This is a genomic window from Paenibacillus sp. JGP012, from assembly GCF_014203995.1.
GTDB lineage: Bacteria > Bacillota > Bacilli > Paenibacillales > Paenibacillaceae > Paenibacillus > Paenibacillus silvae.
This window is the reverse complement of the sequence record NZ_JACHKG010000010.1, coordinates 12,970-38,052: the sequence shown is the minus strand read 5'-3', so window position 1 is coordinate 38,052 and position 25,083 is coordinate 12,970. Positions and strand designations below refer to the sequence as shown.

At 46.7% G+C, this 25,083-nt stretch carries 21 protein-coding genes; 6 read left to right on the top strand and 15 right to left on the bottom strand.

The window, feature by feature from the left end:
* Positions 1-65: 65 nt before the first annotated feature.
* The 8 genes from uraH to HNR77_RS14100 form a co-directional block, all read right to left on the bottom strand.
* The gene (gene uraH, locus HNR77_RS14135) at positions 66-443 is read right to left on the bottom strand and encodes a hydroxyisourate hydrolase (protein WP_184185289.1); all 378 of its coding nucleotides are present in this window, start codon (positions 441-443) and stop codon (positions 66-68) included.
* On the bottom strand, positions 443-1,048 hold the full coding sequence (uraD, locus tag HNR77_RS14130) for a 2-oxo-4-hydroxy-4-carboxy-5-ureidoimidazoline decarboxylase (RefSeq protein WP_184185286.1): 606 nt from the start codon (positions 1,046-1,048) through the stop codon (positions 443-445). Before uraD ends, uraH begins: the two co-directional genes overlap by 1 nt.
* Before the next feature lie 318 nt (positions 1,049-1,366).
* Complete coding sequence (locus HNR77_RS14125) at positions 1,367-2,980, bottom strand: PucR family transcriptional regulator (RefSeq protein ID WP_184185282.1); 1,614 nt, start codon at positions 2,978-2,980, stop codon at positions 1,367-1,369.
* A 292-nt stretch (positions 2,981-3,272) separates the two neighbouring features.
* Positions 3,273-6,065: a CHASE3 domain-containing protein gene (locus tag HNR77_RS14120; protein ID WP_260410574.1), complete on the bottom strand. Its 2,793-nt coding sequence runs from the start codon at positions 6,063-6,065 to the stop codon at positions 3,273-3,275.
* 177 nt (positions 6,066-6,242) lie between these two features.
* A complete protein-coding gene (gene fumC / locus HNR77_RS14115) occupies positions 6,243-7,631 on the bottom strand; it encodes a class II fumarate hydratase (protein ID WP_111273343.1) in 1,389 nt (462 codons plus the stop codon).
* A gap of 176 nt (positions 7,632-7,807) precedes the next feature.
* Complete coding sequence (locus tag HNR77_RS14110; RefSeq protein WP_184185276.1) at positions 7,808-8,818, bottom strand: aldose 1-epimerase; 1,011 nt, start codon at positions 8,816-8,818, stop codon at positions 7,808-7,810.
* Between the two features lie 227 nt (positions 8,819-9,045).
* Entirely contained in the window at positions 9,046-9,795 is a 750-nt protein-coding gene (locus HNR77_RS14105) for an MBL fold metallo-hydrolase (RefSeq protein WP_311768627.1), read from the bottom strand.
* 237 nt (positions 9,796-10,032) lie between these two features.
* A complete protein-coding gene (locus tag HNR77_RS14100; RefSeq protein WP_184185273.1) occupies positions 10,033-10,299 on the bottom strand; it encodes a hypothetical protein in 267 nt (88 codons plus the stop codon).
* Between the two features lie 270 nt (positions 10,300-10,569).
* Here HNR77_RS14100 and HNR77_RS14095 point away from each other — a divergent pair, with 270 nt between their 5' ends.
* The 4 genes from HNR77_RS14095 to HNR77_RS14080 all read left to right on the top strand — a co-directional run bounded on the left by HNR77_RS14095 (position 10,570) and on the right by HNR77_RS14080 (position 15,078).
* Complete coding sequence (locus HNR77_RS14095; RefSeq protein ID WP_184185270.1) at positions 10,570-11,802, top strand: aminopeptidase; 1,233 nt, start codon at positions 10,570-10,572, stop codon at positions 11,800-11,802.
* Between the two features lie 276 nt (positions 11,803-12,078).
* Positions 12,079-13,311, top strand: coding sequence for an aminopeptidase (locus HNR77_RS14090; protein ID WP_184185267.1), 1,233 nt, complete (start codon positions 12,079-12,081; stop codon positions 13,309-13,311).
* Between the two features lie 260 nt (positions 13,312-13,571).
* Positions 13,572-14,162, top strand: coding sequence for an RNA polymerase sigma factor (locus tag HNR77_RS14085; protein ID WP_184185264.1), 591 nt, complete (start codon positions 13,572-13,574; stop codon positions 14,160-14,162).
* Positions 14,140-15,078, top strand: coding sequence for a DUF4367 domain-containing protein (locus HNR77_RS14080; RefSeq protein ID WP_184185261.1), 939 nt, complete (start codon positions 14,140-14,142; stop codon positions 15,076-15,078). Before HNR77_RS14085 ends, HNR77_RS14080 begins: the two co-directional genes overlap by 23 nt.
* A 1-nt stretch (position 15,079) precedes the next feature.
* Here the strand turns inward: HNR77_RS14080 and HNR77_RS14075 are convergent, their stop codons facing one another.
* The 4 genes from HNR77_RS14075 to HNR77_RS14060 all read right to left on the bottom strand — a co-directional run bounded on the left by HNR77_RS14075 (position 15,080) and on the right by HNR77_RS14060 (position 20,254).
* Positions 15,080-15,613, bottom strand: a complete 534-nt coding sequence (locus HNR77_RS14075) for a hypothetical protein (protein WP_184185258.1) — start codon at positions 15,611-15,613, stop codon at positions 15,080-15,082.
* A 194-nt stretch (positions 15,614-15,807) separates the two neighbouring features.
* Positions 15,808-17,271 carry an Msr family ABC-F type ribosomal protection protein gene (locus HNR77_RS14070; protein ID WP_184185255.1) on the bottom strand — a complete coding sequence of 488 codons (1,464 nt, stop codon included), beginning with the start codon at positions 17,269-17,271 and terminating at the stop codon, positions 15,808-15,810.
* 505 nt (positions 17,272-17,776) lie between these two features.
* Positions 17,777-19,093 (bottom strand): hemolysin family protein, encoded by a 1,317-nt coding sequence (locus HNR77_RS14065; RefSeq protein WP_184185252.1) that lies wholly within the window; start codon positions 19,091-19,093, stop codon positions 17,777-17,779.
* A gap of 273 nt (positions 19,094-19,366) precedes the next feature.
* Entirely contained in the window at positions 19,367-20,254 is an 888-nt protein-coding gene (locus tag HNR77_RS14060) for a LysR family transcriptional regulator (protein ID WP_184185249.1), read from the bottom strand.
* A gap of 99 nt (positions 20,255-20,353) precedes the next feature.
* Here HNR77_RS14060 and HNR77_RS14055 point away from each other — a divergent pair, with 99 nt between their 5' ends.
* Entirely contained in the window at positions 20,354-21,382 is a 1,029-nt protein-coding gene (locus tag HNR77_RS14055) for an NADH:flavin oxidoreductase/NADH oxidase (protein WP_397366791.1), read from the top strand.
* Positions 21,383-21,418: 36 nt separating this feature from the next.
* On the top strand, positions 21,419-21,940 hold the full coding sequence (locus HNR77_RS14050) for a DinB family protein (protein ID WP_184185242.1): 522 nt from the start codon (positions 21,419-21,421) through the stop codon (positions 21,938-21,940).
* Positions 21,941-22,096: 156 nt separating this feature from the next.
* Here the strand turns inward: HNR77_RS14050 and HNR77_RS14045 are convergent, their stop codons facing one another.
* The 3 genes from HNR77_RS14045 to HNR77_RS14035 form a co-directional block, all read right to left on the bottom strand.
* Complete coding sequence (locus tag HNR77_RS14045) at positions 22,097-23,626, bottom strand: sigma-70 family RNA polymerase sigma factor (RefSeq protein ID WP_184185240.1); 1,530 nt, start codon at positions 23,624-23,626, stop codon at positions 22,097-22,099.
* A gap of 283 nt (positions 23,627-23,909) precedes the next feature.
* Complete coding sequence (gerQ, locus tag HNR77_RS14040) at positions 23,910-24,311, bottom strand: spore coat protein GerQ (RefSeq protein ID WP_397366845.1); 402 nt, start codon at positions 24,309-24,311, stop codon at positions 23,910-23,912.
* 177 nt (positions 24,312-24,488) lie between these two features.
* Positions 24,489-24,911 carry a cell wall hydrolase gene (locus tag HNR77_RS14035; protein ID WP_184185234.1) on the bottom strand — a complete coding sequence of 141 codons (423 nt, stop codon included), beginning with the start codon at positions 24,909-24,911 and terminating at the stop codon, positions 24,489-24,491.
* Between the last annotated feature and the right edge of the window lie 172 nt (positions 24,912-25,083).

The following is a 25,083-nucleotide window of genomic DNA, read 5'->3' as shown; positions in this document are numbered from 1 at the left end:
CAGATTTCCTGTTATTCCGTGATTTCTTATTTTGTTGTTCTTTATTTTGTTCTTGATCAGCCTCATCAGCTCCCCCGATATGTGCTGTATCCTCCCGGAGCAATCAAGAGCGGAATATGGTAGTGACTTGTCGCATCGGATACAGCAAAACGGATCGGCACCGCAGTCCACAAGCAGCTTGGCGGATTATTTTTGTTACTGTGTGCGAAGTATGGATGCACGTGAAAAAGCAGCTCATATTCACCCGTTTGAAGTTTTCCATCCGCAAACATAGGCTGATCCAGTCGTCCATCTGCATTGGTCAGCATTTCTGCCACCTTGGTGCTGCTTGCCTCTGCTCCTGTTCGTTCTATAAAATACAATTCAATCCTGATCCCCGCAGCAGGCACACCTCTGGACATATCCAGCACATGAGTCGTAATGCGACCGTTATGCTGCTCCATCAGATATCACCTTCTTCCGGGATCTTCTCAGCACGGTTTGTATACGATACGTTCATTGAAGAAAACGGCTTAGAAGAACTCGGCCCGGATTCAATTTCCTGCCCATGTTCTTCGAGCCATTGCTGCAGACGTATCCCGGCTATCTTGAAGACTTCCTTCAATGCCGTCTCAAACTCCTGCCGCGAGGCTCGCCCTTGTCGCTGTCTCATCAAATCAAGAATCGATTCGGTTGTATGTCCCTTCACTGCAACTATAAATGGAAAGCCATATTGGCTTGTGTATGTGCTGTTTAACTGCTGCATCTCCATAAATTGCTCCGGCGTGAGCGAATCAAGACCCGCACCGGCCTGCTCCCGTACCGAACTGCTGCTCATGCTGATCCTTGCCCCCAAGTCGGGGTGCTTGCGAAGCAGCTCCAGCTGTTCTTCATACTCCGAGCCTAGAACTTGCTGTATCATGGTCTGCATCATCTCTTCGAAGGAATCGAAGGGTCTCAGCGGGGCAGAGTGTTCTGCAATCCAGGCTGAATCTTCAAATAAAGAACCAAAGGTCTGTACAAATTGTGATTCAGACCAGCTGTTAACGAGATGAAGAAGATTGTGCATGTTAACCCTCCCGGTCTTTTTATAGCGATGATTTTTCCTTATTTTAAGCACTACCTTGTTCTGCGGCAATATTATTTACGCAAATTTGTTATATAACATAACATAAAACCTGTGGATTGTTATTCATGCACGGGTTAGCGTGTGCTTTTCCTCTTTCAATGTCAATAAACCGCACCTCAAATTGCAAAGTGCGGTTTATTCTGTGGTTGATACATTGTTATACTTCACACGGTCTGATGGGTGAAAAACTTTAATCCTGGTTTTGGTTTCTATCCCACATCATTATTTTTAATCCACCATTTCTGAATCCTTCATTTGTTAGATGCGGGGTCTGGCCGATGCTTTATCACGCACAAACTTACGGAAGGTGAACACCAGCTTCAGTTTGAGCAGATCATTCGTTTTTTTGAAATCCATTTGCAGCAGGCTGCCGATCTTTTCCATACGGTAGGTTACGGTGTTGCGGTGCACAAACAGCTGTTTGGCTGCCTCATTAATTAGTCCATCGTTCTCGATAAAGGATTCCAGCGTGTTCATAAGCACCTGATTCGGATCACCATCTCTGGCGAGTAAAGGCTCCAGCACCTTATTGCAGTAGTTCTCCATAATCTGCTCCGGTACATGCTGAAATACATATGCAAACTCAAGCATTTCAAATTGCAGCGCGCGATCCTTCATTCCAAATCTGTTAGCAAGCTGACGTGTATCCAGACATTCATGATACGCTTCACGCAGCGACACGGGTTCATGTTTCATTTTACTGATCCAGAAACGGGGCCCCGGCGCTCCTTTTGCCTCCTGTGCTGTGAGCACATCCCCGAATCGATTCAGTAGAAAAGCAGATAACTCATCCCCATAATCCCGTCCTGTTGGACAGGTATAGATGGACAGAATGCCTTCATTCATCTGAAAATGCTGGGACGCCGTAAATTGCATCAGCGGATTGTACTGCAGCTCCCGGTGAATCTGCTTGAGGAGTTTACCCTCAGCAAAAACGTTCGGCTCCAGCGTGGTCAGCACACATTGATACGTGCCCTGGAACAAATGCATGCCTTTATTTTCACTTAAAGTGATCAGTTCCTGAATGGTCAATTTCTGATCCACATATTGTGTAAGCAGCGTACGCATCTCATCCTGAACCGTCGGATTTATATGCTCGCGATAGGTCATATCCATGTAAAAGGCAAGCACATCAGCCGCCTGCTGAAACAGCTCCTCCTCCGCTCGCAGAGACAAGGCCGAGTCCGTATATACCAGCAGAAAACCGAACTCCTCATCACTTTGCCTGATCGGTACCCGATGACAGCTGCCCTGATTCCATTTCACGCGATGCATAACCGATTTCCAGGGCCAGCCCTGTGTGACTGCATGCTCCCCCATTCCCTCATTGCCATAGAGCACATGCCCGCGCGAGCCGATAACTGCGATCGGATAATTCAGGATGCTCGACATTTCCGCAAACACGTTGCGGTGGTGCTGCTGCTGCAGTGCAAACTGCATGAGCTTTTTCTGTTTCTGCACCACTTCATGCAGCAACCGGTGACTCCGTTCATGCTCCACCTTAAATAAAGCATTCATCTGATCAGAGAAAGTGAATTGGAACGGAAGCTCCAGCAGTGGTAGGCGAAGCCGATCCGCCTCTTCTATAATTCCGTCGGGAATGGACTGCCAGAAACGTCCGAGTTTAATGCCCAGTCCCGCACACCCACGATCATTCAGGCGCCGCATCAGATGCAGTGCATCCGTCTCGCTATCCTTCATAATAAAAGCGGTTGTAAACAGCATCTCTCCAGACTTGATCCAGTCCGCAATATCAGGAGCGTCCATGACGTTCACGGATTTCATCATGCGCGAAGTCCCTTCTCCGCCCGCCACCAGTTTGGCCTCAGACAGCGGGTATACCTGTAAAGCCTCTTTAACGGTAAGCTGCACGGACAACACCTCCCACATACTTTACATATAGTGTAAAAATCTAAATATAAATCTACTCTTTTTCATTATCATATTTATTCAATACATGCATCAGACAAAGAAATTGAATTTGTTGTTAAGTATTATAACATCATTTTTCGAAAAGAAGCTGACATGAAAAAAAATAAAACCTATGGCCTACAGACCGCATCATCATGCGATCCATGGCATAGGTTCAATAAGTCGATTGAAGCATGCTCATTTTTGAAATAAGCCGCTCCACAGAATAGATGGATAAATACATCCGATTACTCTAGATCTCCATTTTTTCGTGAGTCATCCATAATTTCATTCGGGACAATACATCTTTGACATTGAGCGGTTTGCTCAGATAGTCCGTCGCTCCAGCGGCGATGCTTTTTTCCCGATCTTCCTTCATCGCTTTGGCCGTGAGCACAATAATCGGAATGTCGGTCAAGCCCAGCCGCTCCCGAATCTGGCGAGTTGTTTCATTTCCATCCATCTCCGGCATCATAATGTCCATCAGAATAACATCCGGCTTCAGTCCACCATACTCCAGTAACTCCAGACATTCGGCACCATTCTGCGCGGAGATCACATGCATACCATAATGCTCCAGTGCATTGGCAAGCGCATAGACGTTGCGGATGTCATCATCCACGACAAGAATTCTACACCCACTTATCATTGCTTCCTCAAGCGGTGTGAGCCAAATTTCAGGGCTTTCCTCTGGTGTCTGGGACAATGATGTCGTCGGGGAGGCGGAAGCCAGTGAAGACAAGGTCTGATCTTCTGATGCTGCACTTGTACCTGCCGCTTCGCTCACAAACAATCTGGCATTAGGCTCATGCGATATATCCGAGCCTTCTCTGTACAGCGGGAGGAACAGTGTAAACACACTGCCCTGCCCCGGACGGCTTACTGCCGAGATGGAACCACCCAGCAGTGATGCGAGCGATTGCGAAATAGACAACCCTAGCCCCGTGCCCCCATATTTACGCGCTGTTGCCCCGTCGGCCTGTTTAAAGGCTTCAAACACCTGGAGCAGCTTGCTATCCTCTATCCCAATGCCAGTATCACTCACACTAAAAGCGATGACTTCTGTCGCTTGACCAGCCCGATCGGCATGATCCAGAGTCATTTGAGAGATGGTCAGTGCTACCTCACCCTCACTTGTGAATTTGAACGCATTAGAAAGCAGATTCCGAAGGATTTGATGCAGCCGCATCTCATCCGTTTCGATGGATTCCGGGAGCGGACTTTGCAGCTGAATGCGGAAATCCAGATTTTTCTGCTCGGCGGTCTTCAGGAAATACTGGTTCATTACTTCGGGCAAGGTATCCAGATATACTTCATTAAACTCCACCTCCATCTGGCCTGCCTCCACCTTGGAGAGATCCAGAATATCATTGATGAGATGCAGCAGGTCTTTGCCTGATCTGTGAATAACGGAAGCGTAATTCTGTTCTTCACTGCTCAAGTGATGATGTTTGTTATCAGCCAAAATTTCCGACAAAATCAGCATACTGTTCAGCGGTGTACGAAGCTCATGTGACATGTTTGCGAGAAATTCGGATTTGTAGCCCGAGCTTGTGCGCAATTGATCCGCTGCATTCGCAAGTTCTTTGGCTGAACTCTCGGCAGCACCCTTCTGAGCCTCCAAACGTTCATTCAACATATACAGCTCTTCCGTCTGCATTTGCAGTTCTTCGGTCTGGGATTGCATTTCCTCCGTTTGAAGCTGCAGCTTCTCGGATTGCGCCTGTAACTCTTCATTCAGAACCTGAGATTCATCGTAAAGGTGCTGCAGCTCCATTCGTGTAGCCGTAGAATGCAGAGAGACACCGAATATAACTGTTAATTCATCGATTAATTTCATCGCCTGCTCCTGTAATGGTTTCATGGAAGCAAGCTCAAGAACAGCAATCGTCTTGCCCTCAAACAACACAGGCACAACCGTTAGCGAACTTGCCGATGCAAAGCCAAGGCCAGAAGAAATCCGAATGTAATTTTGAGGTAGATCGTTCATTCGCAGTACACGCTTCTCCACAGCACATTGCCCCACCATGCCTTGACCCGGTGCAAGCGATATTTGTCCAAGTGAACGTCCCTGCTCACCATCTCCTGCATAAGCAGCTACACGCAACAAACGATTTCCTTTCCAGTAATACAGCACACCATATGGAACCTCCAGCAATGCGGCAAGCTCACTCAGAAACAAGCGCGATAACCCTTCGAGTGTCGTTGGATTTTGCAAAAGCGTAGCAATGCCTGTAATCTGATCCTTTACACGGTTCTGCTCCTGTACTTCATCCAGCAGTTTATTGGTTTCATAGCCGAGATCAGCAACTTCATCCCGTGTCCGCACACGTATACGCTGCTTCAGATTTCCACCTTTGGAAATATCACTAATGGTCTGCTTCACTTCCAGCAGTGTTTTCACAATGTTACCGGAGACGATGAAAGCTGCGGCAATAGACATTGCTGCAATCAGGCCCCACAGCGTGTACATGATCGTCAACAAGGTGGAGCTGCGGTTCGCCAGATCGGTCACCCTCGCTTCCGTCAGCATAGTCTCGGTATTGCGAAAGGCCGCAAGCTGAGAGCGAAGCAGATCGATTTCAATTTTACCCGGATCGGATTCAAAAAAAGCGATGACCTTGTCCTGATCTCCTTCTTTCTTGAGCTGTACCGATGGTTCACCGGCAATCTCTATCCAGCGATTAATTTGAGATTTAATGTTTTGCAGACTTTGCTGCTGTGCCGGATTGTCGCTGATAAGTGCAATGAGCTGATTATAATTCGAGTCCCATTCAGACAGCCCCTGAGTATACGGTTCGAGATAGGTTTCATTCCCGGTAAGCATAAATCCGCGCTGCCCGGTTTCCATATCGAGCACATTTTTTTCGATCGCATTTGTCAGATTATGTACATCCAGATCATGGTGACTAATAAAATCATTTTCCTTTTGTAGTACATTAATTTGGGCCGAAAGTACCAGAAGTACCACACCAAATAAAAGCACAACTACAAGATAGCCCAATACAATTTTGGAGCGTATCGTAAATCTTCTCGTTTTAAACAACGCGTAACCCTCCAAATTTAGACGAGTGCTGTATCTGTACATGAATTCAGTTGCATAAGTATTTTATATGCGTGGATACCATCTGACAAGCATAAATATTACGGTGGCATAAGAAAAACGACCCACTTTCGCAGGTCGTACTTTTGAATCATATGTTGGTGGATCCGTATGAAAAAATCAGGCTTTCGGTGCAATCATTTTGGCCGGGTCTACATATTGATCAAACTGCTCTTCTGTAAGCAGTCCTGTTTGTAACGCAGCCGCCTTCAGAGATAACCCTTCCTTATGCGCCAGCTTGGCGATTTTGGCTGCATTCTCGTAACCGATGTACGGATTCAGTGCGGTAACGAGCATGAGGGAGTTATCCAGGTTATGCTTGATCTGATCCAGATTTGGCTCAATGCCTACCGCGCATTTGTCATTAAACGCAACGATAGAATCAGCAAGCAGCTGTACGGATTGCAGGAAATTATAAATGATAACCGGTTTGAACACGTTCAGCTCAAAATTACCCTGGCTCGCAGCGAATCCGATTGCTGCATCATTACCCATGACCTGCGTCACAACCATCGTGATTGCTTCGCTTTGTGTAGGATTCACTTTACCCGGCATAATGGAGCTTCCTGGCTCATTCTCTGGAATACGAATCTCGCCGAGACCACTGCGCGGTCCACTTGCGAGCCAGCGCACGTCGTTGGCAATCTTCATCATATCGGCTGCAAGTGCTTTGACTGCACCATGGGCGTACACCACTTCATCATGGCTTGTCAGTGCATGGAATTTGTTCGGCGCAGATACGAAATCTTTGCCTGTATGTTTACCAATCTCTTTGGCTGTAAGATCACCGAATTCGGGATGTGCATTGATTCCGGTTCCGACAGCAGTTCCGCCAATCGCAAGTTCCTTCATATATTGAACGCTTTCACGAATCATTCGCTCGCTCTTGCCCAGCATCGCTTCCCAGCCGCTGATCTCTTGACCCAGCGTAATCGGTGTTGCATCCTGAAGGTGAGTACGTCCAATTTTGATGATATCCTTAAACGCTTCCACTTTTTCCGCAAAAGTCGCTTTCAACACCGCAATCGCTGGCAACAACTGATCTTCCACAGCTAGAACACCCGCTACGTGGAGCGCTGTCGGGAATGTATCGTTTGAGCTCTGCGACATGTTTACATCATCGTTCGGGTGCAGACGCTCGTCGCTTCCCTTCTGTTCCAGCAGCTGATTACCGAGGTTGGCAATGACTTCATTCACATTCATGTTAGACTGTGTTCCACTGCCCGTCTGCCATACTACGAGCGGGAAATGGTCGTCAATGCGTCCTGCAATAATCTCGTCTGCCGCATAAGCAATAGCGTCTGCCTTTGCCGCTGATAACTTGCCTAATTTATGGTTGCTGGCCGCAGCACTTTTTTTCAAAATAGCAAGAGCGCGCACGACTTCCATTGGCATATGCTCGCGCCCGATCGGGAAATTCTCCTTACTGCGCTGCGTTTGAGCGCCCCACAGCCTGTCGGCTGGTACTTTCATTTCGCCTAACGTATCTCTCTCAATGCGGTATTCCACTTGCTTGTCCTCCTCCAAAAAGTTGGTCTGGGTATCTACAAAGCTTGTGTATCTCGTCATATTATACATGATTTACGAGCAGGTTTTCACCTTTTCGACAAAATTGTAAGCGTAGCGCAAAACGAATTGAACCTCCAGCCCGCTTAGCCTGTGAAACGATGGAAGAGCAATGAAAACTATTTCCGAGCAGCTATCGGATACAAACGGCTGGTCTGCTCGAACAGTTCCCCCGGCTGTAGGCCAACAAGACCGATCTCTTCCGCAGAAACACCTTCTACGTTCGGTGCATTAACCAGATTCATCTGCGGCTCAGGGCAGAAAAACTCATTACAAGCGTTATTGTTCCAGATCATCCAGTGTTTATAGGATGTGCCCACATCGTAAACTAGCTTGTCACCCGTGCGGTGATCTGTTAGCTCCATGTAGTTACGGCCATTTTGCGGCTCCGCTGTGTAGTGATTGTCCATTGCTGCAAAAAACGGACTTACTCCGTTCGCCTTCATCTGCTCTTCGTCTGGTGTAAGCGGTTGAAATTGTCCTGTCGGCAGAGAGCGCTCATTTAATTCACGGCGCTGACCGATCGTCACTTTGGCCGTATAATCCGAAGACTGACTGTCCGGGGCAAAAGGCACTTTAATCGCTGTATGGAATGCAAACAGATTCGGCATGTACTCGGTACCCGTATTGTTCACAATCAACTGCTGCTGAAGACCCTGACTGCTCAAGGAATAACGAAGCGTTACAGTGAAGGTGAACGGCAGATATTTGTAAAATGCGTGTCCTTCCCCGATGCTTTGGCTTAGCGTAACATAACTCTCCTGATCATTGGAGCCATATCCCTCAACCGTCCAAGCCACATCATGCAGAAATCCGTGCAGGTGGTTGCCAGTAGCAGGTTCATTAATCGGCAGCTGATAGACTTTGCCATTCCACGGGAAGCGACCGTCTTCGTACCGGTTTGGCGGGGATAGAATCGGAATACCATACACGGCAGGGGCCGCCAAAAACTCCTTCATATCGTCCTGATTCGGCTCGCGCAGATAGCGATATCCTTTTTCTGTATCCCGGAACGCAACCAGGTTGGCCCCAACACTAGGAATGACCGCCGCTTCAAATGCACCAAATCGCAGCCACACCGCCGGAATGCCTCCAAATTGTTCTTCAAATGCTGTATTCTGTTGTGTCATCGTTATATGTACCTCCTGCATACTAAGGTTATATGATACGGCTCGACTATATCATGACTGCACATAAAATAACAATCTGAGATCGAGAACAAATTAAACATTCCTGAACAATGGATAAAATTGATGACAATTCATCACAACCGCTTGCAAAACAAAAAAGACAGCTGCTCATTCCGCGCTGTCTTGGCCTGCTGCCCGCTCTACCTCCTAAGCCGGGCTTTGACATATCAATCCACATACTTGCCATGCTTCGGCACCGTATCCTCTTCAAAATTGTCATCCAGCTGCCGGAGCGATGTGTACAACATCTCCCCGCTTAACTTATGCCCATGACCGGTCACGGCTACACTTGGCTCCAGCTGCCTGATATTGTGAACAGATTGATGCGCCGCATTCCAATCGGTTGTAAAATAAGCAGGCGGGCCATGCAGCTGTTTGTCCTGAAGCAGAACACTCCAGAGAGATTCCTGCTTCACTGTAACGATGGCATCGCCAGCAATCAGCATGCGATCCGATTCGCGAAATAAAGACACATGCCCGGGTGTATGACCAGGCGTATGCACCCAGCGCCAGCCACTCAGGCCAGGTACAGAATGATCCGAAGGCAAACTAAACACTCGATCATCCAGATTAATCGCTTCGTTCGGATACGTGAAAGATAACCTCGCCATCAATTCTCCTCCAACGGAGGGATCTGCCGGGGGGTAATCTTTCAAACCTGTCAGATACGGAATTTCCAAGGGGTGCGCATATACAGGAACTCCCCAGAACTGCTCCAGCTCAACCACAGTCCCCACATGATCAAAGTGACCATGCGTTAAAATAATAGCCGATGGCGGTCCCTGGAAACGCTCGGATGCCACATGGACAATGTGTTCCGTGAAATTGGGCATGCCTGTGTCCACAAGCACCCAACTCCTGCTTCCCGGCTCTCCAATGAACACGACATTCACAAAAAGGGTACGTAAACTCAGAATATCAGAAGCCGCTTCCTCAAATCAGGTCATTCCAGATGTAATCAGATTGTCAAATGCCATTCACGGTTACCCCCCATCAGGCGAATTGTCTCTGCTTATGTTCATCTCGTAGATTTCCCTTTTCTGGTTCATCTATTCGTAATCAGAATAAAATAGACGGCGCACGCCCTGTTAAGGCATACACCGTCTAGTATAGTCATACAGATCGGACAATAGAACAAGAACATGCCCGGCCTATTAAGCCGGGTATGCATCCAGAGCTGCATCCAGCAATTGATTGTACAGATCATCGTCATTTTCAAGCAGCTCGTCCATTTTCAGCAGCTCTTCCTCATCACCGGATTGCTCCGTAAAATGCAGGCTGTAGTCCCAATCCTTGCCGTTCTTGCTCATAAACGTAATTTCATATACGGACTTATCACCCTCTGTTTTGAACACAGTACTCCCTACAAAGCTTTTTTCGTCCTCACGGCGCATTTCAGCACGAATAATTTCAATACTCACTCTCATACTCTCCTTTTACTCTCTCGTTTGAAGCGATTCTCCTACAGTCACTCATGTAAAGCTTTCGGTGAAATCTTTGGATTTACAACTTTTCTCCAACTTTCTGGTAAAGCTGTTTGGTAATTATTATTGGTTAATTGTACAATATATATCGTAGCAACGTATACATTATTCAATGAAGGACCTTAATGACTCCTTACACTATGGTAATGAGGACTTTGAAAAGCCCGCCAGCTACGTTATTCATATCACATTGGAGGAAAAAATAGCATGAACAATTTTGAATCGAAATTGCAGCAATATGCTGAGCTGGCTGTCAAGGTCGGGGTCAATGTTCACCCTGGACAGACCCTTGTGGTGAACGCGCCGATTACAGCAGCACATTTTGTACGCCTGATTGTCAAAGCCGCATATAACACGGGTGCCAAGCTCGTCAAAGTCAACTGGAGCGATGAGACCGTTACACGTCTTCATTATGATCTGGCTCCGGATGAAGCATTCTCAATTGAACCCAAATGGTTTGCGGGTGAAATGACAGAGCTCGTTGAAGAAGGTGCAGCCATTCTGCACGTCATTGCGGAAAATCCTGACCTGCTCAACGGTGTTGCTCAAGAGCGCATCGTGACCAGTCAGAAAGTGCGCGGCAAAGCGCTGGAGAAATATCGCGCTTATCAGATGGCTGACAAGTTCAGCTGGTCCATTGTGGCTGTTCCATCCCCTGAATGGGCTGCCAAAGTATTCCCGGATCTGCCCGAAGCGCAGCAAGTGGATCGCCTGTGGGACGTTATTTTCAAAACCGTACGCATTGGTGAACAGGATGCTGTCGCAGAATGGAAAACTCACCTGCATAACCTCGATTCCCGCGCCGATCTGCTGAACAGCAAAAAATACAAAAAGCTTCACTACACCGCTCCGGGTACAGACTTGACCATTGAACTTCCGGAAGGCCATATCTGGGTATCTGGCGGCAGTGTGAACGAGCAAGGTCATGTGTTCATTGCTAACATGCCGACAGAGGAAGTCTTTACGGCTCCGCTGAAAACGGGTGTAAATGGTACGGTTCGCAGCACCAAGCCGCTGAGCTACGGCGGGAATCTGATTGATGGCTTCTCCCTTACCTTCAAGGATGGGCGCATTGTCGATTATACAGCCGAGCAAGGTCTGGACGCGCTGAGAAACCTCGTCGAAATGGATGAAGGCGCACACTACCTGGGCGAGGTTGCTCTGGTTCCGCATAAATCCCCGATTTCGGACACCAACATTTTGTTCTACAATACCTTGTTTGATGAAAATGCATCCAATCACCTGGCCATTGGTAATGCCTATGCCTTCTGTCTGGAGGGTGGCAAAACGATGTCCAAGGAAGAGCTGCTTGAACGCGGTATGAACTCCAGTCTGACACATGTCGACTTCATGATTGGTTCGGGCGAGATGAACATCAACGGTGTAACCGCAGAAGGTGCGGAAGAGCCTATCTTCGTGAATGGAAACTGGGCCTTCTAATCAGCCTTAGCATATAAAGAGAGGAGAAATCTCCTCTCTTTTCCTGTGTCTAAATAAGTTGAACTATTTATTTACACGTGAACGGAGAGGACAGAAAAAACCTGAAAAAGCGGAGCGGTCGCCTTTATCTCCGGATTTTACCCTTTGGAAAAGGGAATCCAAAAAATCTGGGGATAACAGCGATTAGAAGGTTGTTCTGTCATTGGAGTGGATTGTGTAAAATCTTTAGTTCAACTTAGATAGATAATCTACCTTGAAAATGATGGAGGGATTTCCATGTTAACTTTTGAACAGAAGCTGGAGCGTTACGCCGAGCTGGCGGTCAAAGTTGGAGCCAACGTGCAGCCAGACCAGATATTTGTCATTAATGCCATGATTGACGCGGCCCCGCTCGTGCAGCTGCTCGTGCGCAAAGGATATGAAGCCGGAGCAAAGCAAGTCATTGTGAAGTATTCCGATGAGACCGTTAACCGCCTTCGATTCGAGCTGGCTCCTGAGGAATCCTTCAATGAACCACCCAAATGGCATGCAGCCGAGATGGAAGAGCTTGCGGCCAACAACGCCGTTTTTCTGACCATTCTATCCTCCAGCCCGGACTTGTTGAAGGGGATTGATCCAGCCAGAATATCGGCGCATCAGCGCGCCTTTGGTCAGGCGATGAGTACATACCGGCAGTACCTGCAGGCAGATAAAATGAGCTGGACCGGCATCGCTTGCCCTTCACCGGATTGGGCCGCCAAAGTGTTCCCGGACCTGCCTGCAGCGGAGCAAATGAATCAGCTGTGGAACGCGATATTTGCGGCTGTGCGCGCTGACGTTGATGATCCCATTGCTGCGTGGGACCAGCACATCGAGCACCTGGAATCCCGAGCTGTCGCGCTCAATAACAAAAAATATAAAGCACTGCATTACCTCTCTCCCGGAACCGATCTGACCGTGGAGCTTCCAGACGGACATATTTGGGCTCAGGCAGGAAGTGTAAACGAGAAGGGTACTCCGTTTGTAGCCAACATTCCAACCGAGGAAGTATACACGGCTCCGGCGAAATTCGGTGTAAATGGCAAAGTGACCAGCACCAAACCGCTGAGTTATGGCGGCAGCATCATTGATCGCTTTACTCTTACGTTCGAGAAGGGACGGATTGTTGATTTTCATGCAGAGGAAGGTCTGGAAACGCTGGAGCGTCTGATCTCCATGGATGAAGGCTCTCATTATCTGGGCGAGGTTGCTCTGGTGCCATTCCACTCCCCCATCTCCGAAAGCGGCATTCTGTATTACACCACGCTGTATGACGAGAACGCATCCTGTCATCTTGCGATCGGCAGCTCTTACGCTTCCAATATGGAAGGAGGCAAAACGATGTCTCCCGAGCAGCTTGCAGCCCGCGGCATGAACGCCAGCATTACACATGTCGATTTCATGATGGGCTCTCCCGAGACAGACATCTACGGCATTACAGCGAATGGTGAGCGTGAGGCTATCTTCCTGAATGGCAATTGGGCTTTCTGATTCCAGATTTGAACAAGCCGCTTGGCAGTACTCTTCAACAGACGATTTTGCAGCCACTTATTGAACAGAGGTTCTTTAATCTCAACTGGTGGTTTGCAGGAACGTCTGTTTTTTATTTTTCAGCAAACCTCAGACAGGGCCAGAACTCCTTATTTTCAGGATGTTAATCAGGTCTAACGGACATTGTAACGTTTCCATAATCTGTTGTAAAATGTAATGATACCAATGTTTGTGGACTGTTGACCAGAAAGGAGAACATCATGGCCAATCGGCTCCAGCTTTTACTTGCTTCAGATTTTCATCAATTAGGACCTGTACTTCAGGAAGAAGTGTATTATGAATATTATAATATGGTATATGGACTGATCGTATATATCATCAAGGAACGAGCAGCAGCAGAGGATGTTATTCAGGAAGCTTTTATCAAAATCATTAAAAACAAACCCCTTTTTGAGGATGAGGTCAAACTTAAAGCCTGGCTCAAGGTCGTTACCCGGAATACCGCAATTAATTATTTAAGAAAAAATAAAAATAACCGTAACCAACTGGACACGGATAGTGTTTTTATAGATATAGAAACGATGAATCAAACCGCTGCTTCGGTTGAAAGCATGGTTGAGACACAGATGATGCAGGAATCCATCGAGCTGTACCTCTCACAATTAAAGCCGGAATACCGCGTGCTGGTGGAGCTTCGCTGGAAGGAAGGTTTCTCTTATCGGGAGATTGCAGAATTGCTGAATACTACGGAAGACATTGTAAAACAACGTTTATTCCGGGCCCGAGGTAGTATCAAGAAGAAATTACATAAGGAATGGGGTGGAAATGTTGACCAAAGGCAGGCAAAATAAGCTTGAAGAACAATGGGATTCAGGCCTGGAGGACGAATATTTTGATGCGGCTTTTGAGCAGGCCTTTGATGAAGCTTTCCAGCAGGCTGTCTCCGCCCCTTCTGTCTCGCGCAACGAATCCATGCACCAATCCTGGCAAAAGGTACAGCAAGAGATCGAAAGACTGGGCGCTCGGAAACGGAGAATGCGTACCTTGAAATTGTCGACTATTGTTGCTGCCTCCGTGATGGTTGGAGCTGTTATCTTCAGTCTACCCTCCGGGACACAAGCCGTATCCCCCATTGTGCAATCTATTAAAAATTGGAGCAATGGCATGAAATCCATCATTGTTGAAGATCAATCGGTACAGCTTGCTCCAGACCCCTCTACCGCCAAAACACCTCCACCGCCCGACAGGGAATTCAGCGCGATTCATGAGGAAGAGGGACAGTTCCCTGCCTTTGAGCTGGATAAACATGTGTTTCGTCCTGTTGCGGTGACAGAACAGGTTGCTCGGGGCGGATTTATGGGAGAATTTATCGTACCCAACGTCATTCCTGCCCGCTTTGACAAAATAAAATATATGCTAATGCTGGATACGGAGAACCCGGTGAATGAAGACGATTACTACGAATCTGACCGGATGAGAATCCGCTATACCGTCACAGGCAAAACGGAAGACGAAGAACTGATGATGTTCGATTATGAATATGTAATGCCTGGGCAGTCTATTGAGAAAACGTCGCTGCGTGAAAGTGAAATTGTGAAGCTCATCGATGGTAGTGAAGCACTAGTATATGTCGGAGAACCCTTCAATTCCATTCAGTGGATGACAGGATCACTCAGTATGAGTCTGTTTGGAACGATAACCCGGGAAGAGATGATTGCGATTGCGAATGATTTCCTGGAGCAAAGCTCTCCCACCAAAGCTAATTAAATTAAAATAAAATACTGTTTGAAGTACGTGTGACCTGATCTGTCACCTTTCCATCATAAGCCGTATGAGTACTAACCACGCGATAATAATAGCCGGCAAGGACATCCCAATCTGAACCTGCATATAGCACACTCGTTTGGGTCTGAGAGGAGGAGCTTGCTTTGTAGGTTACCCACGCTGTTCCTGTCCAGCGCTCTAAGCGATATTGGGCGGAAAGAGTCTTCATGTTCTTGTATGTCATTGTTGTTGTTTTTATGATAGCCTGAAGCCCCTCTCCACGGGTTAAGGTACTCTCTGCTTGAAAGATATGTACGGGGTTGGCAGCTCTAGCTCTGGATTGAATGGAATGATCCTGAGAATCGAGCGGCGGCGGAGCCGTTTTTGCACCGGATATCGCGTTATTCATGGGACTCGCTGTAGCCGAATGGACTTCGGGCAAGACCATAACGGCCAGGGTTGTCAATGCGAGCGCGATGGCTATTTTCGGAATAGGTGATCGGCTTCTTTCTTTACTCCATACACGGTTAGTATTCATCATTTTTCCTCCTCTGCATGCTTCTTTTTATTTTGATGTAATCTATTAAACGAACTAACCAAAGAACTGGTTTCAAAAAAAACAGGACGCACCGATAATACAGCGGTAGCGTCCTCTTACAATTTTCGGGGGACAATGTCCCTGAAACCTAAATGTTTCCAAACCGTATGAAGAACCAAGTAAGGTGTTATTCGTTACCTGATTTGAACGATTTTTTTATGCTCTATAGCATATACCTGATTAGCAACATTTTCGACTAACCGGGCATCATGCGAGATGAAAATAATCGTACCCTCGTAGCTTTTCATCAAATGCTCCAGTGCTTCCATTGCAGGCAGATCAAGAAAATTACCCGGTTCATCCATAAGCAAAATGTTGTATCGCCCCAGCAGTATTTTTGCCAGCTGCAATTTCATGATCTCTCCACCGCTTAATGCCGCCAAAGACTTGCGTACATCATGCTGGGAAAATCCCAGAGATGCCAGTACAGCTCGAATTTCAGGCACCTGATAGTCACAGTTTTCCTGCATAAATTCCATGACTGCATGATGGTGATCAAACGTATATGCATGTTGTGCAAAATAACCAATCTCTGCTTTGGGCGATAGTGTAATGCCGTCTTCATGATTCAAAATCATGTTGAAAAGGGTTGTTTTCCCTGCACCGTTTGGGCCTGTCAGAGCAATCTTCCGGCCAAGCGGAAATTGGAAAGAAGCATTCTCCAAAATGACTTTATTACCGTACGTTTTGTTTATCTCTTTTCCGATGATGGGAAACGGATTGTGCAGCTCTAATGCTTTACTCTGCCGAAAGTGAATCGTGCGAATCGCCTCTGGTGCTTCTATAATTCCCAGCGCTTCGATGCGCTGTTCCATATTTCTGGCGGCTTGATGAAGCTTTTTCTGTTTACTTCCAATCGACTTCTGATGGGCAAGCCGCCCGCCTTGATCGGAGCTGTTTTTCCTTGAAGCACCTTTATCTTTCTGATCCATTTTCTGGGCCTGATTCTTTTTATCCGCAATTGCTTTTTCCAGCCGCTCTCGTTCAGTTATATATTGCTGATACTGAACTTCCTGCTTTTTCTGAATTTCATTTTTCTGGGCTATATAATCAGAGTATCCGCCCCAATACTCGGTAATTTTTCCATCCTTCAGCTCCCAGATTTTATCGACCACCTGATCCAGAAAATACCGATCATGACTGATGACCAGCAGCGCCCCTGTATAAAAAGAGAGCTGATGGATCAGAAAATGGATCCCCTCTGAATCAAGATGACTGGTCGGTTCATCTGCAAAAATGCCATGTACTGACCTCGACAAAGCCTGAGCAATTTTCAGTCGTGTTTCCTGTCCGCCACTCATCTTCTCTCCTCTGCCCTTGTCTACGCCAAGCTTGCCTGCTAACGCATAATCCACTTCTTCCTGAGTCCCGCCCTGCTCCAGCTGCGGAATATAGGCAAAACTTCCGTTTCTTACAATGCTCCCGCAGGATTCAGGCATTTCACCCAGCAGTACTTTTAACAATGTGCTCTTGCCCGCCCCATTGGCTCCAACCAGGCCGATCCGGTCATATTCATAAAGCTCCAGATGTTCTATGTCTAATATGTCACGGCCCGAATATTCCACAAATATCTCATTGGCTTTAATCAATGCATTCATTCAATTTACCTCCCTCTAAAATCGCAGTTTTCACGCTCGCAGGATCACCTGCGATTAAAGAAGGGGATTATATAAAGAAATACCAGTGCATATACCTCATAAGTCTTAGCTCCTTTCTGGATTTTACATGTTGGCAACAAACAAAAAATGCAGATCCAGGCCCACATCAGGCTTGAATCTGCATTACTCACGTATAGAAGGACACGTCAATATAAATACAGCTAAATAAGCTTACCCATATCGCGATCTATGTCTCTCCATACGTAAAATAAGCAAATCAAAAAAGCCCACGATTGTGGAAAAAATCAGCTTTTTGACTGCTTATTATCGAAGACGCATGGAATGAGTCATAGAAACGAGCCTCCTCCTCTTTTGTTGAGTTGAATAATACCATGAGATTCCCCAGGGCGTCAACCCGGAACGAGAACTTGTCGGGGTGCAACAAAAAAGCCGCTAATCGTTAGCGGCTTGTATGCCATAAATCTTTCTTTATAACTAGAGGGCGTTATGCCCCCTCCTCTTCAACCAGCATTTCCATCTTCACTACATTCACACGTGAAATCCGCTTCTGTTCTGTCTCCTGGATCACAAACAGATACCCGCCATATTCAACGGATTGACCAATCTCAGGCGGAATAGCATCCACTCTGGAGTATAACCAGCCGCCAATCGTATCGTAGTCAGCCCGATCCATCTCGATGCCGAAACGTTCACTGACTTCTTCAATGAGCATTAATCCATCAATGGAATATTCCATCTCATTCACTTGCTCAATCGCTGGACGCTCCTGGTCAAATTCATCCTGAATTTCACCAACAATCTCTTCCATGATATCTTCAAGCGTAACCATGCCGGAGGTTCCTCCGTACTCATCGATCAGCACTGCAATCTGTGTCTTGCTGCGCTGCATACGCTTGAGCAGATCACTGATTAATGTCGTATCTGGCACAGCCAGAATCGGACGAATCACGGAGATCGTATCGGTGAGCTGCGAGCGCATCAGATCTTTAATATGAATAAAGCCGATAATATGATCCTTGTCGCCGTTATATACCGGATAACGGGTACGCATGCTTTCACTCGCAATCTCCATATTTTCCAACATGGACTGATTGGCATTGAGACAGATCATTTCTGTTCGCGGAATCATGATTTCACGTGCGGTTGTATCCGTAAAATCAAATATATTATCAACAAGTGCTAATTCAGTGTTATCAATTAAACCGCTCTTATTGCTTTCTTTCATGAGAATACGTATTTCATCTTCACTATGTGCATCGTCCAGTTCGGAAGCAGGTGCCATCCGAAACAGTCTGAGCAATCCGTTCGCCATGCCGTTCAATGCCCAGATGAAGGGAAACATTAGTTTGTAAAAGAACGTTAGCAATGCTGCGGACCACAGTGTAATCGTCTCCGACTTGCGAATTGCCATCGTTTTGGGAGCAAGCTCACCCAATACAATATGCAGAATCGTAATAATAACAAAGGCGATCGCAATGGAAATGCCATGCACATATACCGGACCCAGTCCAAATGCCGTAAATAAAGGCTCTACCAGGTGTGCGATTGCTGGTTCTCCCAGCCACCCGAGTCCAAGTGAAGCTAAGGTAATGCCGAGCTGACATGCAGACAGATAAGCATCCAGATTACGTACAATATTAGAAGCATAGACCGCATTTTTGTTGCCAGCTTCCACTAATGCCTCAATCCGGCTGCCCCGCACTTTCACCATCGCAAATTCTGCCGAAACAAAGAAACCATTCATTAATACCAGTAAACCAATTAAAACCAAATTTAATATACTCGGTAAGGGGTCACTCAAATGTTCTTCCTATTCGCCGTTATTCTTCGGCAAATAGGTCCACCTCCTTCGAAAATGTAGGATATTAGCCATTCTGCCGTTCATATGCAATTTCAACTTCCCAATGCTTCCACCTCCTGCCGTTTGTGCCCAAATAACATGGATATGCTTCTTTTATTATATAATTCTACACTACACAGTCAATCCGTGTCCTATGACACTTAAAAGGCCAAATTAGCACATTTCGTTTACAAAATCAGCGATTACGCTGTTTTTGCTGCACATTTTAATGAATCAGGCAGTTTTCTCTATTTTTTTACCAAATACCTCTTGTGCTACTGTAAGAAAGGCCTGTACAGCAGGAGAAACATACTCCGTATTCGGGAAAGCAAGCGCTATGCTTCTGCAGTTTGATATCGTTAAAGGCCTGATATGAATATTCATCTGATCTTTAAGGAACAATTCAGGACCGATGGTAACGCCGAGTCCCTCTTGTACCATGCTTGCTATCGTGTTGCAATCCTGTACTTCAAAACGAACATTCGGTTGGAAATTCATTTGAGAGAAAATCTCATCGACATGAGCACGGTAGACATCTTTAGGCATAATAAATGATTCTCTTTGGAGTTCTGTCACTTCGATGATTTCTTCGGATTGAAAACGATGGCCAGCAGGAAAAGCAACAACCATTCGATCTTGCATAAGCGTCAACGCGTTTAGTTCCTTGCCTGGCTGCTCTACAACAACGCCCAGATCAATAATTCCCGTTTCAAACCATTCAAGAATTTCCTCGTACGTTCCCTCGAAAAAACTGAACGTGATATTGGGGTATTTCTTTTGAAATGCAGCGATAATTTTAGGCAGCACACATGCTGTAGCACTTGAGAAACTTCCAATTCGAATCGTTCCTGCTTCTATATTGGATGTAAAGGCAACAACCTGCTTGATCTGTTCCATCTGATTTAGAACTTCCTGCATATGGATCAAAATTCGCTGACCTGCCTCTGTAAGAGCAAATCCCTTTTTGCGATCCCGCAGCAATAGCTTGATCCCGAGTTCTGTCTCCAATCCAGCGACTGCATGACTTACAGCAGATTGTGTCATGTTCAGTTTCTCTCCCGCTTTCGTGAAGCTGCCTAGTTCAACCACCGTGGAGAAGATTTCAAATCTCGTTATGCTCATGATCTATCGCTCATCCCAATCATTAAAATTATTAATTTGATTCATATTAACACGAGGGATACACTTATGTAAATTTCATATAGATTGGAGGTCGTTTTTTTGCGACTATTTTCTCCGTACGTGATTAAAGGCTTACATTTGCAAAACCGTGTTGTTATGGCACCCATGTGTCAGTATGCCGTTACCGCAAAAGACGGAAAACCGAATGAGTGGCACTATGTTCATTATCTCAGCAGAGCAATCGGGGGTACGGGTCTGATTATGATTGAAATGACAGATATCGACCCGGATGGACGCATTACGGAGATGGACCTTGGCTTGTGGTCTGACAATCAGATTCCAGCCTTTGCACGCATCATTAAAGGCGTTCAAGCCTATAACAGCAAAGTTGGAATTCAAATCGCACATGCGGGAAGAAAGACTGAATTTGTTGAAACTCCTATTGCACCATCAGCTATTAAATTTCCTGGATCACCTTACCGTATGCCACGTGCACTTGCCACGGAAGAAATTCCGGGCATTATACAGCAATTCGCTGATACCGTTAGGCGTGCCGTAAAAGCAGGCGTAGATGTAATAGAGCTGCATGGCGCTCACGGTTATTTGATTCACCAGTTCCAGTCGCCTCTTACTAACCAACGAGATGATGCTTACGGACAAGACCTGAGTCGCTTCGGAGCAGATGTTATTCAAGCGGTTAAAAGAGAAATGCCGGCGAATATGCCTCTCGTCTTCCGGATATCTGCAGTGGAGTATGTCGAAGGCGGGTACAATATTGAACATGCTATCCGCTTATGCAAGGCTTACAAGAAGGCTGGTGTGGATATATTTCATGTAAGTACAGGAGGCGAAGGCCCGCCAGGATCCAATCAGCCACGTAATTCCCCAGGTTATCAGGTGACCTATGCGGAGCAAATACGCGAAGCTTTGGATGTTCCTGTTATCGCTGTAGGCATGCTTGATGACCCCGTGCAGGCACACTCCGTCATTGAAGGTGGACAAGCAGATATGGTTGCCATCGGAAGAGGCATGCTCCGTGACCCTTATTGGGCTGTACATGCAGGAATCAAGCTTGAACCTCAGAGCCCACTCGTTCCAAAACCCTATCAGGCAGGGTATTCATCTTAATTGACGTTATACAAGAAAGGGAAGTGTATAATCCATATGCTGCAGCGGCCACAAGCGAATGAATTTGATTCGTATTTTACGAAGTATGTCTATAATGTAGGCGACAAGAACATCAACCAATTTCTTCGAGATCAGGAACAAAACATCGTACACTTATATAACACGTTAAGTGAAAAAGAAGCAGAGCATCGTTATGCGCCTGGCAAATGGAGCGCGAAAGAAACACTTGGTCATATTAACGACTCGGAACGTATAATGAGTTACTGGCTGCTCAGTGTTGCTCGAGGAGATCAGACAGACCTTCCTGGCTACGATCAGGAAACTTATGTTAACCATGGTGATTTTAACAAATCCGAGGTTGCAGCGTTGATTGCGGATTTTCAAAGGGCCAGACAATCAACCCTCTCCCTGCTTGACAGCATCTCACCAGCAGCCTGGGTAAGAACTGGAGTTGTTGTTCATAAACGCGTCACAGCAAGGACCATACTCTACATCATTGCTGGACATACAGAACATCATATGAACATAATCAAACACTATGGAAATAGATTGACGTAATCAATCCTCGATTCGATTATCCCTAGGGCTTATATAAAATGAACTGTCGCACATATGGACCCCCCCCACATGCGCGACAGCTCTATATCCGCTCTTTGATGACAAGCTCGACCTGTTCATCTGGTACAGCATGTTTGCAACCAGGTTTCAGCACATCTAACCATGATGGCCTTTTTCAACATGTATGCCGCCAACCCAATACTCATCCTCTCGCAAAGTGCGCCAGTCCACTTCACCATTCAATACCTGAATGCCAAGCTCCGTTACAGACAGCACAGCATTATGAAAAGCCGGTTCATGCTGATTATATTTTGGAAAACGTGCCGCACCAGTCATTCGAAGGAGCGCATAAGGTCCCTTCGACATCCTCTTCAGATGTGCCCAATATTCCAGATCACCCATACCGAGAACAGGCAGCTTGTCTCCCATTTCACGAAATAAAGCAGGGGGACGCTGAATGCCTGTCATTATCGTTTCAAGTGTGGTCTGCTCAATGATGCCCAGACCATTTGTTTCGGATGGCAAACGGGACAGGTGAGCCTTGAACGCAGCGCTGGCAAAAGGCAGAGCCTGTGAACCCTGCTGCATGTATTGCTCGTGATCACGAATGTCAGGAGAGGAATACGCCTCCCAGAACGCTCGGCCCGCCTTCATCTCTTCCTCCTGAATGACATGCCATGTACCGGAGAGCGTCTGCATTTGAGCAGATGTGAGCTGTCCCAGACCTCGGAAATGCTCGATCTGCGGAAACGAATCAATACATAGTAGGTTGATTTTGAATTCCATGAATTTTTTATGACTCAAAAAGTGCAGCAAATACGACAGCATCGTCTGATCATACAAATCATGCTCAAACCACAATACAATCTCTTGTTCTGGCTTGAGTGAAAGCAGCTTGTGTTCCAGCTTATCAATCTGTAAATATTCTTTCTGTGGTATGCCTAGCTCGTCTTCCAGTACAACTGCGCGATGCTGCCGCGCTTTTCGATCGGCCATATCAGAGGATATGGGGCCATACGTGTACAGTTCGCGCCATACAACAATATCTCCCTGAATGCCGCTTTCTCGCAGCCGGTTGGCAGCGTGATCTCCATTCATAATATGCAGCATGCCTTTTCCCCCTTCATAAAGCTCATTAAATGTAGTCGCAAGATTTCGTACGGGTATGGAACGTTTCAACTTTACACGTGCATCGAACAGCCTTTTCTTCAACGCGGATATGTTCACTCCCAGGAACTCCGATATTTCTTGAAGCGTGTATCCTTGAAAATAAAACAGGTCAATCGCAATCTGCATCGTGGATGGCAGCTTGGCTATGGAGCTGCGCAGCGTCCGCTGCAGCTCATTCTGCAGCGCCCTGGCCTCTGGATCATGCTCCTGATCCTCCCCGCGACATACATCGTCTAATTCCTGCATGGGAACAACCGGGTATCTCTTGCGTCTTATCCAGCGGTAACACTGCCTTTCTACGATGACTTTGAACCAGCCAGGGAAAGCTTCAGGCTTTTCCAATTTGATCAGATTGGAAAAAGCCTCGGTAAATGCCTCCTGTACCACATCTTCTGCTCCATGCATATCCTGTAGCTGCTGATAAGCAACGGCAAACGCCATTCCGCGGTATTGTGCAACCAGCTGCTCACAGGCTTCATGCTCTCCCTTCAATGCTCCATCAATCCATAGCTTCAACACCGTAGACTCCCTTCATCTCTAATTCCGCAGCTGCCTGACTACGGCCTGGCCTGTTATTCTTCTCTCGCCTCTTGCCTGTGTTTCATATGTAAGTGCCATTCATTCTCATTCAGGTTACTTTTATTTATATTGTCTGGTTTAGATGCTGGTTTACATGCGATAGAAATGGCAAAAGCCGTCCTGAGCGCAGATTGCACTGCACTCAGAACGGCCCAGCTCCCCGTATGTGTTGGCCGTCAGGCCCATTATATCAGATATCGTATACTACATTTTCAATTGATTACCATCTGCTTGGTGCTTGCGGATAGTTGCCAACAACGCCCGGATATTGATAGAGCAGCGGCTCATCAAAAGTGGCATAGTCAAAGTTAACCATCAGCAGCATAATTCTTCTGCCTGTTTTCGGATCACTAATAATGATGTGGTCACGTCCAGCAGCTTCAATAATTCCTTGGAAAATGCGGGCATTCCATTCTTTATTGCCTTCGTATGTCATGTAGAACGTGCCGAATTTACCGAGATTCAAACGCAGGATGTTCTCAATATATGACTGCTCGAACTGCGGAGCTGTTGTAGGAACAACTGTACCTGTAGGCGTCATTGGGCTTCCGCTGGACACAAGCGGCGGCACACTTGTAGAGCTTGGAGATACCATGCCTGGTGTTGGCGACATCGAAGGCATGTTGTTGCCAACCTTGTAGGATGTTCCTTGAACCTGGGAATTCGCTTGTGCACCCAACACGGCATTGGCTTGTTGACCCATTACGGCCGCATTGGCTTGCTGACCCATCGTTTGAGTTGGTTGATAAGGCTGATTAATCATGTTAATTCCTCCCCGAATTATGAAAATATAAAAGGATTAATACACACTCGGACAATCTTCACCTGTTGGACTAAAGAAACAATGTGCTTTGAAACGTCCCGTATTAGGCTGGTTATACCATGTTTCCGGGCACTCCCCAACGGGTCTGAAAAACCATAACGAGTTACTCGCCGGCCAGAAACGTTCCCCGTTAATGACGCGTTGCGCGAGCCGAATCTCGGATTGTCTCGCCCGCTGGTAGAAGTATCCCTTCTGCGTAGACTCAAAGCCTCCCGGATTCTGAAAGACCATGCGATTAATATCGCGGATGTCGCCAAAATCCAGACAGTCCGCCAGTACACGGTTCACGCCAACATTGCCGACCAGCAGCATGCCTTGATCACCGTCTCCCTCGGCTTCAGCTCTCATCAATCTGGCTAGCAGCCTGACGTCTTCCGTATTGGCCTTAATTACAGCCATTGCCTGATCCCTCCCTTGGTAGCAGCTGTTCATCACCGTACATCGTATTGTGCAGGAGCCCATTCGGTGACACGATTCCAGCTTTTTTCCATAAAAAAAACCCGGAACCTCACTCGAGCGTGAAGTTCCAAGGCTTTTCCTTTCTTAAACTAAAGCGATTATCAACCGCTTC

What these genes read in the sequence shown, in the direction of transcription:
- uraH (WP_184185289.1), bottom strand. Translation starts at nt 443, where the DNA reads ATGGAGCAGCATAACGGTCGCATTACGACTCATGTGCTGGATATGTCC.
- uraD (WP_184185286.1), bottom strand. Translation starts at nt 1,048, where the DNA reads ATGCACAATCTTCTTCATCTCGTTAACAGCTGGTCTGAATCACAATTT.
- HNR77_RS14110 (WP_184185276.1), bottom strand. Translation starts at nt 8,818, where the DNA reads ATGACACAACAGAATACAGCATTTGAAGAACAATTTGGAGGCATTCCG.
- HNR77_RS14095 (WP_184185270.1), top strand. Translation starts at nt 10,570, where the DNA reads ATGAACAATTTTGAATCGAAATTGCAGCAATATGCTGAGCTGGCTGTC.
- HNR77_RS14090 (WP_184185267.1), top strand. Translation starts at nt 12,079, where the DNA reads ATGTTAACTTTTGAACAGAAGCTGGAGCGTTACGCCGAGCTGGCGGTC.
- HNR77_RS14085 (WP_184185264.1), top strand. Translation starts at nt 13,572, where the DNA reads ATGGCCAATCGGCTCCAGCTTTTACTTGCTTCAGATTTTCATCAATTA.
- HNR77_RS14075 (WP_184185258.1), bottom strand. Translation starts at nt 15,613, where the DNA reads ATGAATACTAACCGTGTATGGAGTAAAGAAAGAAGCCGATCACCTATT.
- HNR77_RS14070 (WP_184185255.1), bottom strand. Translation starts at nt 17,271, where the DNA reads ATGAATGCATTGATTAAAGCCAATGAGATATTTGTGGAATATTCGGGC.
- HNR77_RS14060 (WP_184185249.1), bottom strand. Translation starts at nt 20,254, where the DNA reads ATGAGCATAACGAGATTTGAAATCTTCTCCACGGTGGTTGAACTAGGC.
- HNR77_RS14050 (WP_184185242.1), top strand. Translation starts at nt 21,419, where the DNA reads ATGCTGCAGCGGCCACAAGCGAATGAATTTGATTCGTATTTTACGAAG.
- gerQ (WP_397366845.1), bottom strand. Translation starts at nt 24,311, where the DNA reads ATGCCTTCGATGTCGCCAACACCAGGCATGGTATCTCCAAGCTCTACA.
- HNR77_RS14035 (WP_184185234.1), bottom strand. Translation starts at nt 24,911, where the DNA reads ATGGCTGTAATTAAGGCCAATACGGAAGACGTCAGGCTGCTAGCCAGA.